Source organism: Lysobacter sp. 2RAF19 (assembly GCF_052115395.1).
In the GTDB taxonomy this organism is placed as follows: domain Bacteria; phylum Pseudomonadota; class Gammaproteobacteria; order Xanthomonadales; family Xanthomonadaceae; genus Noviluteimonas.
This window is the reverse complement of record NZ_JBFRGO010000002.1, coordinates 152,520-161,652: the sequence shown is the minus strand read 5'-3', so window position 1 is coordinate 161,652 and position 9,133 is coordinate 152,520. Positions and strand designations below refer to the sequence as shown.

The following is a 9,133-nucleotide window of genomic DNA, read 5'->3' as shown; positions in this document are numbered from 1 at the left end:
GGTCGGTCAGCGCAGCTGCGCCAAGGCGGCATTCAAGGTCGCACTCGGCCGCATGGCCGTGGCGAGTTTCGCCAGGTCGGGGTGGTAATACCCGCCGATGTCGACGGGCTTGCCCTGCACCGCGTTGAGCTCTTCGACGATCTTCGCTTCGTTCTCCGTCAGCGCCTTCGCCACCGGCGCGAACTTCGCCTTCAGGCCCGCATCGGCGTCCTGCGCCGCCAGCGCCTGCGCCCAGTACATCGCCAGGTAGAAGTGGCTGCCGCGATTGTCGAGCGTGCCGAGCTTTCGGCCCGGCGACTTGTTCTCGTCGAGGAATTTCGCGTTCGCCGCATCCAGCGCATCGGCCAGCACCTGCGCCTGCGGATTGGAATAGCGCTCGGCAAGATGTTCCAGCGAGGCGGCCAGCGCGAGGAATTCGCCCAGCGAATCCCAGCGCAGGTAATCCTCGGCGACGAACTGCTGCACGTGCTTGGGCGCCGAACCGCCCGCACCGGTTTCGAACAAACCACCGCCGGCCATCAGCGGCACGATCGAAAGCATCTTCGCCGACGTGCCCAGCTCCATGATCGGGAACAGGTCGGTCAGGTAATCGCGCAACACGTTGCCGGTAACCGAAATCGTGTCTTCGCCGCGGCGGATGCGCGCGAGCGAGAACAGCATCGCCTCGACCGGCGCGAGCACGCGGATGTCCAGGCCATTGGTGTCCTGTTCCTTCAGATACACCGCGACCTTCTTCAGGACCTGCGCATCGTGCGCGCGCTTTTCGTCGAGCCAGAACACGGCCGGCGTATGCGACAGGCGCGCGCGCGAAACCGCGAGCTTCACCCAGTCGCGGATCGGCGCGTCCTTGGTCTGGCACATGCGCCAGATGTCGCCGGCTTCGACCTTGTGTTCGAGCACCACCTTGCCGTTGCCATCGGTCACGCGCACGAGGCCGTCGTGTTCGAGGTGGAAGGTCTTGTCGTGCGAACCGTATTCCTCGGCCTTCTGCGCCATCAGGCCGACATTGGGCACGCTGCCCATCGTGGCCGGATCGAACGCGCCGTTGGCTTTGCAATCGTCGATGACCACCTGGTAGATGCCCGCGTAGCAGCGGTCGGGGATCAGCGCCTTGGTGTCCTGCAATTCGCCCTTCGCGTTCCACATGCGGCCGGAGTCGCGGATCATCGCGGGCATCGACGCGTCGACGATGACGTCGCTCGGCACGTGCAGGTTGGTGATGCCCTTGTCGGAATTGACCATCGCCACGCCCGGGCGCGCGGCGTATTCGGCCGCGATGTCGGCTTCGATCGTCGCGCGCAGGTCGGCGGGCATCGACGCCAGGTGCGCATACAGATCGCCGATGCCGTTGTTCGCTTCGAAGCCGGCCTGCAGCAGTGCGTCTTCATGGCGCGCCAGCACGTCGCGATAGAAACGCTCGACGACCACGCCGAACATGATGGGGTCGGAGACCTTCATCATCGTGGCCTTCAGGTGCAGCGAGAACAGCACGCCCTGCGCCTTCGCATCCTCGATCTGCGCATCGACGAAGCGCGAGAGCGCCTTCACGTTCATCACCGCGCCATCGACGATCTCGCCGGCCAGCACCTTCACCGATGGCTTGAGCACCTGCGTCGCGCCATCGTTGCCGATGAATTCGATCTTCAGCGTCGAGGCGTCGGCCATCGTGGCCGACTGCTCGCTGCCGTAGAAATCGCCGCCGTCCATGTGCGCGACGTGCGTCTTCGAATCCTTCGCCCATGCGCCCATGCGATGCGGATGCTTGCGCGCGTACTGCTTGACCGACAGCGGCGCGCGGCGATCGGAGTTGCCTTCGCGCAACACCGGATTCACCGCGCTGCCCTTGGCGCGGTCGTAGCGCGCCTTGATGTCGGTTTCGCGCGCGTCCTTCGGTTCGTCGGGATAGTTCGGCAGCGCGTAACCCTGCTGCTGCAATTCCTTGATCGCGGCCTTGAGCTGCGGCACCGAAGCGCTGACGTTCGGCAGCTTGATGATGTTGGCTTCGGGCGTGGTGGCGAGTGCGCCGAGTTCGGCGAGGTCGTCTGGCATCCGGTGCGCGGCGTCGAGCATGTCGCCGAATTGCGAAACGATGCGCGCGGCCAGCGAGATGTCGCGCGTTTCCACCGCGATGCCGGCCGGCTTGGTGAACGCCTCGACGATGGGCAGGAACGACTGCGTCGCCAGGAACGGCGCTTCGTCGGTGAGGGTGTAGAGGATCTTCGGCGGAGTCGACATGCGCGCGCTCGGAAAAGGAGGAGGCGGCGCGGACGGCGGCGCCGGGTCGACCATTTTCGCGGTTCCTGCGCGCGGGGGCTACTGCGGGCAAAAAGAAGGGCGCGACCGCAAGGCCGCGCCCGTTCTCGAAACGTTGCGGCCGCTTACTTCACGTCGAAGTCGCGCGACTGCACGACCTTACCGTCGAGCATCACTTCCACGCGGTACTTGCCGGTCGGCCACGGGTTGCTGTTGGTGATCTCGAAATCCCAGGTCTGGTCGCCCTTGAGCTGGACGTCGCGGGCTTCTTCGTTGACCGTCTGGCTGCTGTCCACATGCGTCCACTTCGCGCCGACCTTCGCCGGCACGGTGGCGGCGGCATCGGCGACGTGCGTGGCGACCGCGGCGATGATCTTGTCCTTCGTGCCGAAGCTGCTCATCGGCGCGGTGATCTTCATGTCGGTGCCGGCGGCCTTGCCGAGATCGACCGAGGTCACGCTCGCGGCGGCGACCGAGGGCATCGGCGCGGGTGCCGGCGCCGGCATCGTGGCGGCGGGGGGTGGCGTGGAGGTGGTCGGCGTTTCGTAGGCTTCTTTCTTCTTGCAGCCGGCCAGCGCGAGGGTGGCAAGCAGGGCGGCGGCGAGCGGAAGCAGGACGCGATTGCGATTCATGGGGAGCTCCTTGCTGGGGCGTTGCATTGCCTTTGGGATTCAGTGCGGCGCGTTGGCCTGGCCGTCGCCGTCGGTGTCGATCGCCGGGATCTGGAGGACCTGGCCGGGCTGGATGCGGTCGGGGTCGTCGAGCTGGTCGCGGTTGGCATCGAAGATCGCCTTCCACTTGCTCGCGCGGCCGTAGTGTTCCTTGGCGATGTGCGAAAGCGTGTCGCCCTTCTGCACGGTGTAACTCGTGCCTTCGGGCGCGAGGCCTTCGCCACGCACGGTGCCCTGGACGCCGCTGAAATCGGGCTTTTCCGGCACCACGCCTTCGGTGCCGCGGACGGTGCCCTGCACGCCGCTGAAGTCGGGCTTCTTTTCGTTGGTCATGGACAGTGCTCCCCCCGGCGACGGGAGCGGCCGGGGACGAGGCAGGGAAGCACGGCCGTCGTTAAAGCAGCCTCACGGCTTCATTGGCGCAACGCACGCACCGCCGGCGGCGGCGACAAACCCGGCGTGCCGCGCCAGGGATTGATGTCCAGGCCGCCGCGGCGCGTGTAGAGCGCTTCGACCGACAAACGTTCCGGGCGGCAACGCCCGATGAGGTCGGTGTAGATGCGTTCGACGCACTGCTCGTGGAATTCGGCGTGGTCGCGGAAGCTGATCAGGTAACGCAGCAGGCCTTCGCCCTCGATGCGCGGGCCGCGGTAATCGATGCGCACCTCGGCCCAGTCCGGTTGGCCGGTCACCGGGCAATTGGATTTCAGCAGCGCGCAACGCACGCGCGCCTCGACGACTTCGCCCATGCACGCCAGATACGCCGCGTTCGGCGGGCCGTAATCGTCGATGTCGACTTCGAGTGTGTCCAGGTCGATCACGTCGTCTTCGTCGCCCACCATCGGCGGCAAGCCGAACCGCACGTCGACCGGCGCACCGGCGACTTGCGCCAGGTCGGCCGCGATGCGCTCGCGCACGTCTGCGTCGCTGTCGAAGCGCGTTGCGTTGTACGAATTCAGGTAGAGCTTCAGCGACTTGGATTCGATCAGGTTCGGTGAATCGGCGGGCACCGTGAACGTCGCCGTCCGCACGATCGGCTTGCCCCGCGCATCGAGCCACGACAGTTCATAGGCGTGCCAGCGGTCGTGGCCGGCGAAGGGCAGCGCGCCCGTCGCGGGCAGCGACAGCGCGGTGCGCCCCAGCGCGCGCGCGATGGGGAACAGCAGGCCGGGGTCGTAATGGCGCGGGTAGTCGACCGGGCGGCCGAGCGGCAATTCTTGGGACGTCATGCGCGCATTCTACGAGGGGGCTCGCGCTCGGCGCGTGTCCTGTGCGACGCTCGGCCGTCACCAGGGGAGTTCCACGATGGACCAGCGTTCGCAGCAACCCGCGCTCGGCGCCGTCCAGGGCGAGGCCGCACTCATCCGCGCCGTCGGTACCTTCGCGCTCACCGCGGCGGTCATCAACGTGATCATCGGCGGCGGCATCTTCCGTATGCCGGCCGCGTTGTCGACGCAAGTGGGCATCGCCGCGCCCATCGCGCTGATCGCCGGTGCGCTGGCCATCATCCCGATCGCCTTGTGTTTCGCGGCCGTCGGCAGCCGCGTGTCCGCCACGGGCGGGCCGTATACCTACCTGACCGCGGCCTTCGGCCAGTTCGCCGGCTTCATCGCGGGCGCGCTGATGTGGATCAGCAACATCACCTCCAGCGCGGGCGTCGCCGCGGCGCTGTCCGAACAGGTCGCCAACCTCGTGCCCGCACTCGCCGGGCCTGTGCCGCGCGCGCTGTTGATCACGGGCGTCTATGCCGCGCTGTTCGCGTTGAATGCTTTCGGTGTGAAGTTGGGCGCGCGCGCGATCGTCGCGCTGGCGACGCTCAAGCTCACGCCCCTGTTCCTGCTGGCCGCGATCGGCATCTGGTTCGTCGATTGGAGCCAGGTGAGTTTCGCCGTCGGCGCCGTGCCGTCGTGGACCGCGCTCGGTGCATCGATGGCGCTGGTGATGTTCGCCTACTCTGGGATGGAAACCGCGCTGGTGCCCTCGGGCGAATTGCGCGATCCCTCGCGCAACGTGCCGCGCGCGACGGTCGCCGCGATCCTGCTCGTCGTGCTGCTCTATCTCGGCCTGCAGATCGTCGGGCAGGGCGTGCTCGGGACGACGGCGCTGGGCGCGAGCAAGGTGCCCGTGGCCGATACCGCAGGTGCGTTGTGGACGCCGGCGCGCGTCCTGCTGCTGATCACCGCCTGCATTTCGATGACCGGCTTCATGATGGGCAACCTGCTCGGTACCTCGCGCCTGGTGTACGCGCTCGGCCGCGACGGCTACCTGCCGCGCATGTTCGGCCGCGTGACCGCGACGCACCGCGTACCGATGAACGCGCTGATCGCGCACGCGGTGCCGGCGTGGATCCTGGCGATCGCCGGCAGCTTCGACACGCTCGCCCTGATTTCCGGCGGCGCGATCTGCCTGGTGTACGGCCTGGTGAGCATCGCGGCGTGGTGGGCGCAGCGCAAGGATCTGCGCGAACGCGGCGACACGCCCTTCGTGTTGCCGGGCGGCCCGGTCATTCCGCTGATCGCCATCGCGTCGATGGTGCTGGTGGTGTTCACGCTGACGCAGAAGGAACTCACGGCGATCGGTGTCGCGCTCGCGGTATTGGTGGCCATCTACGCGGGCTTGCACTTCAATCGCCGACGCACTGCCTAGGCGCGGTGCTCCTGCGCCAGGTAGTCGGCGGACTGCATTTCCACCAGTCGCGAGGCCGTGCGTTCGAACGCGGCGACCAGCCGGTCGCCCGCGTACAGATCCATCGGCAGCGCATCGGCGGTGCAGACCAGGTTGACGTGGCGGTCGTACAACTCGTCGACCAGGTTGACGAAGCGGCGCGCGGCATCGTCGTTCGTCGCGGAAAATTTCGGGATGCCGCCCAGCAGCAGCGTGTGGCATTCGCGCGCGATTTCGATGTAGTCCGACGTCCCGCGCGGTCCTTCGCACAGCGCGGCGAAATCGAACCACCCCATGCCTTCGACGCGCCCCCGCGCGGCGATTGTGCGACCGTCGACGACGAAGGGCTCGTCCTCGCGCGGGCACGCATGGCTCAGCGTCTCCCAGCGTTCGTGCAACCAGGCGTCGGACTGCGCATCCAGCGGCGCGCGATAGACCGGTGAACGCGTCAGCGCGCGCAGTCGGTAATCCTGCGGGCTGTCGAGGAACACCGCCGCGCAATGGTCCTGGATCAACTGGATCGCGGGCAGGAAACGCGCACGTTGCAGGCCGTCCTTGTACAGGTCGACGGGCGCGGCGTTCGAACTGGTCACGAGCACGACACCTTCGGCGAACAGGCGTTCGAGCAGGCGCGCGAGCAACATCGCGTCGCCGATGTCGCTGACGAAGAATTCATCGAGCACGATCACGCGCAAGGTGGCGCGCCATTGTTTCGCGATCGCTGCCAGCGGATCGCGTTCGCCCGCATGTGCGCGCAGGCCTTCGTGGACTTCGCGCATGAAGCGGTGGAAATGCGTGCGGCGCTTTTCGGCGATCGGCAGGCCGTCGTAGAACAGATCGATCAGGAAGGTCTTGCCGCGGCCCACGCCGCCCCAGAGATAGAGGCCACGCGGCGCTTCCGGTGCGTCGCTCCCGAACAGGCGCGAGAGCAGGCCGCCGTTGGCGACGGGTGCGCGCAATGCATCGTGCAATCGGTCGAGTTCGCGCAGCGCCGCATGCTGTGCCACATCGTCCTCCCATTCGCCGCGCGCGACGCCGGCGGCGTAGGCCGCCGACGGATTCGGGTGCGTGCTCATCCGTTCGCCGGGTCCGGCAACCACGGGCGCACGGCGGATTTGATCGCGCCGCGCAGGTCCATGAGCTTGCGGTGGAAGAAGTGGCTGGTGTCGGGCATCGAGACGAATTCGGGCTGCGGCTGCAGCGTCGCGACCCAGGCCTTCACCGCCTGCGCGTCGACGATTTCGTCCTCTTCGCCCTGGATCACGATCCACGGGCAGTTGGGATGCGGGATGTCGTCGAAGCGCCAGTTGCGGCCCACCGGCGGCGCGATCGACAACAACAGGCCCGGTTGCAGTGCGTGCGCGCACTTGTAGGAGACGTACGCACCGAAGCTGAAGCCGCCGAGCCACAGCGTGTGCGACGGGAATTTCTCGCGCGCGTACGCAACGACTGCGCGCAGGTCGTCGGATTCGCCCTGGCCTTCGTCGAAGGTGCCCGCCGACTGGCCCGTGCCGCGGAAGTTGAATCGAATGGTCTTGGCGCCGCATTCGCGCAGCGCGCGCGCCGCCATCGTCACCACCTTGTTGTGCATCGTGCCGCCCTCGGTCGGGAGCGGGTGGCAGAGCACGGCGATGATGGGCAGCTGCAGGGCGCCGTCTTCGGGGTCGTCGCAGGCGGCTTCGATCGCGCCGGCCGGGCCGTCGATGGTGAAGGCATGGTCGGCGGGGGCGACGCCGGGGGGGATGGGGGCGGTCATGCGCGAATGATGCCGCAGGGCGGGTTGTCGCCGCGGGAAGCCGGAAAGAAAAACGCCGCCCGGGGGCGGCGTTCTGCAGAGTGCTGCGTTCGCAGGACCGGTGTTACTTCACGTTCGCGAGCATCCAGTCGACCGTGGCCTTGACCTGGTCGTCGGACAGCGCCGGGTTGCCGCCCTTCGGGGGCATGTGGCCGGCGGTGCCGGTGAAGCCTTCGATCGCGTGCTTGTACAGCGTGTCCTTGCCCTTGCTGGCGCGCGCGCCGATGCCGGCCGCCGTCAGGGTCGGGGCGCCGCCGGCACCGGAGGTGTGGCAGCCGGTGCAGAGGTTGCCGAAGATCGTCGCGCCGTCCTTCGTGCCGCCGTAGGCGACTTGCGAGGAGGCCTTCGCGGCAGCGGCAGCGACGGCCGCGGCTTGCGCCGCCGCACCGGTCTGCCCGGCGTACACCGCGCCGGCAGGCGCGATGCGGGCCAGCGTGCGCTTGGCCACCGCCGGATCCTGCTCGGGCACCAGCGTGCCCTGCAGGTGATGCGCGAACAGGATCAGGGAGAGGGTGAGCGCGGCCAGGATGCCGAGCACCATCGAGAATTTCTTGAGGAAGTCGAGGTCGTAGTTGCGCACGATCCGTCCAGGGGCGCGTTGCCGCGCAAAAGCCAACAAAGAGCCGGGGATTATTCCAGAAGGGCACGGCGGGCGCGAGCCACGGGCGCCGACGACCCCGCGGGGACGAAAAAAATGGCGCGCCCGGAGGGATTCGAACCCCCGACCAATGGCTTCGGAAGCCACTACTCTATCCGGCTGAGCTACGGGCGCATCGCGATGGAACACCCCACGGGGGCCGGGGGGCGCGCATTCTCGCACACAGGCGACAGGACCATGAGCTACGAACGCGACTACGTGCCGATCCCGCCGCCGGTGCCGCTTTGGCGCGAGCGCCTGGGGCAATACTGGAAGCTGGTGCGCGGCGACCGGCCGATCGGCTGGCTGCTGCTGTTGTGGCCGACATGGTGGGGCCTGTGGGTCGCCGCCGAAGGCATTCCGCCGTTGTGGACCCTGATCGTCTTCACCCTGGGCGTGTGGCTCACGCGCTCGGGGGGCTGCGTGATCAACGACTACGCCGACCGCTGGCTCGACCCGCAGGTCGAACGCACGCGCGACCGCCCGCTCGCATCGGGCAAGGTGCGCGGGCGCGAGGCGTTGCTCGTATTCGCCGTGCTGATGTTGGCCGCTTTCGCGCTGGTGCTGACGATGAATCGGCTCACGATCTGGATGAGCGCCGTCGGCGTCCTGCTCGCCGCCAGCTATCCCTACCTCAAGCGCTACACCTACCTGCCGCAGGTTTACCTGGGGCTGGCCTTCGGATGGGGCATCCCGATGGCCTTCGCGGCGGTGCGCGGCGAAGTGCCGCCGATCGCCTGGGTGCTCTACGGCGCGAACATCCTGTGGGCCACGGCCTACGACACCTGGTATGCGATGGTCGACCGCGACGACGACCTGCGTGCGGGCGCGAAGTCCACCGCCATCCTGTTCGGCGAGATGGACCTGATCGCGCAGGGCGTGTTGTTTGCGGCGACGTTCTTCGCGCTGTGGCTGGTGGGCCGGCAGGCGGGGCTGGGGATGGCGTACTGGATCGGCCTGGGGGTCGCTGGTGCGTTGGTCGCGTATCAATTCGTCATCGCAAGACATCGCGAACGCGACGCTTGTTTCCGCGCCTTCCTGCACAACCAGTGGGTGGGCATGAGCGTGTTCGCCGGGATCGCCGTCGCGTATTGGCAGGCCTCTCACCACTAA

General features: G+C 67.7%; 9 protein-coding genes and 1 tRNA gene. 2 read left to right on the top strand and 8 right to left on the bottom strand.

Going from position 1 to position 9,133, the window contains the following annotated elements:
• Positions 1-6: 6 nt before the first annotated feature.
• From AB4059_RS07560 to queF, 4 genes are all read right to left on the bottom strand, one after another.
• Positions 7-2,235 carry an NADP-dependent isocitrate dehydrogenase gene (locus AB4059_RS07560; RefSeq protein WP_498978157.1) on the bottom strand — a complete coding sequence of 743 codons (2,229 nt, stop codon included), beginning with the start codon at positions 2,233-2,235 and terminating at the stop codon, positions 7-9.
• 143 nt (positions 2,236-2,378) lie between these two features.
• Complete coding sequence (locus AB4059_RS07555) at positions 2,379-2,885, bottom strand: hypothetical protein (protein WP_498978155.1); 507 nt, start codon at positions 2,883-2,885, stop codon at positions 2,379-2,381.
• 39 nt (positions 2,886-2,924) lie between these two features.
• Positions 2,925-3,257 carry a LysM peptidoglycan-binding domain-containing protein gene (locus AB4059_RS07550; protein ID WP_498978153.1) on the bottom strand — a complete coding sequence of 111 codons (333 nt, stop codon included), beginning with the start codon at positions 3,255-3,257 and terminating at the stop codon, positions 2,925-2,927.
• A gap of 80 nt (positions 3,258-3,337) precedes the next feature.
• Complete coding sequence (queF, locus tag AB4059_RS07545; RefSeq protein ID WP_498978151.1) at positions 3,338-4,153, bottom strand: NADPH-dependent 7-cyano-7-deazaguanine reductase QueF; 816 nt, start codon at positions 4,151-4,153, stop codon at positions 3,338-3,340.
• A gap of 76 nt (positions 4,154-4,229) precedes the next feature.
• On the opposite strand from queF, the gene AB4059_RS07540 reads away from it, so the two are divergent.
• On the top strand, positions 4,230-5,570 hold the full coding sequence (locus tag AB4059_RS07540; RefSeq protein WP_498978149.1) for an APC family permease: 1,341 nt from the start codon (positions 4,230-4,232) through the stop codon (positions 5,568-5,570).
• Here the strand turns inward: AB4059_RS07540 and zapE are convergent.
• The 4 genes from zapE to AB4059_RS07520 form a co-directional block, all read right to left on the bottom strand.
• The gene (zapE, locus tag AB4059_RS07535; RefSeq protein WP_498978147.1) at positions 5,567-6,664 is read right to left on the bottom strand and encodes a cell division protein ZapE; all 1,098 of its coding nucleotides are present in this window, start codon (positions 6,662-6,664) and stop codon (positions 5,567-5,569) included. The two genes, AB4059_RS07540 and zapE, sit on opposite strands and share 4 nt — an antisense overlap.
• Positions 6,661-7,344, bottom strand: coding sequence for an alpha/beta hydrolase (locus AB4059_RS07530; protein ID WP_498978145.1), 684 nt, complete (start codon positions 7,342-7,344; stop codon positions 6,661-6,663). The genes zapE and AB4059_RS07530 overlap by 4 nt, the downstream gene beginning before the upstream one ends.
• 103 nt (positions 7,345-7,447) lie before the next feature.
• Complete coding sequence (locus AB4059_RS07525) at positions 7,448-7,963, bottom strand: c-type cytochrome (RefSeq protein ID WP_498978143.1); 516 nt, start codon at positions 7,961-7,963, stop codon at positions 7,448-7,450.
• A gap of 115 nt (positions 7,964-8,078) precedes the next feature.
• Positions 8,079-8,155: transfer RNA gene (locus AB4059_RS07520), tRNA-Arg, on the bottom strand.
• Between the two features lie 63 nt (positions 8,156-8,218).
• Here AB4059_RS07520 and ubiA point away from each other — a divergent pair.
• The gene (gene ubiA, locus AB4059_RS07515; protein ID WP_498978141.1) at positions 8,219-9,133 is read left to right on the top strand and encodes a 4-hydroxybenzoate octaprenyltransferase; all 915 of its coding nucleotides are present in this window, start codon (positions 8,219-8,221) and stop codon (positions 9,131-9,133) included.

Excerpts from the sequence above, each read along its gene's own strand:
- AB4059_RS07560 (WP_498978157.1), bottom strand. The coding sequence starts at position 2,235 with ATGTCGACTCCGCCGAAGATCCTCTACACCCTCACCGACGAAGCGCCG.
- AB4059_RS07555 (WP_498978155.1), bottom strand. The coding sequence starts at position 2,885 with ATGAATCGCAATCGCGTCCTGCTTCCGCTCGCCGCCGCCCTGCTTGCC.
- AB4059_RS07550 (WP_498978153.1), bottom strand. The coding sequence starts at position 3,257 with ATGACCAACGAAAAGAAGCCCGACTTCAGCGGCGTGCAGGGCACCGTC.
- queF (WP_498978151.1), bottom strand. The coding sequence starts at position 4,153 with ATGACGTCCCAAGAATTGCCGCTCGGCCGCCCGGTCGACTACCCGCGC.
- AB4059_RS07540 (WP_498978149.1), top strand. The coding sequence starts at position 4,230 with ATGGACCAGCGTTCGCAGCAACCCGCGCTCGGCGCCGTCCAGGGCGAG.
- zapE (WP_498978147.1), bottom strand. The coding sequence starts at position 6,664 with ATGAGCACGCACCCGAATCCGTCGGCGGCCTACGCCGCCGGCGTCGCG.
- AB4059_RS07530 (WP_498978145.1), bottom strand. The coding sequence starts at position 7,344 with ATGACCGCCCCCATCCCCCCCGGCGTCGCCCCCGCCGACCATGCCTTC.
- ubiA (WP_498978141.1), top strand. The coding sequence starts at position 8,219 with ATGAGCTACGAACGCGACTACGTGCCGATCCCGCCGCCGGTGCCGCTT.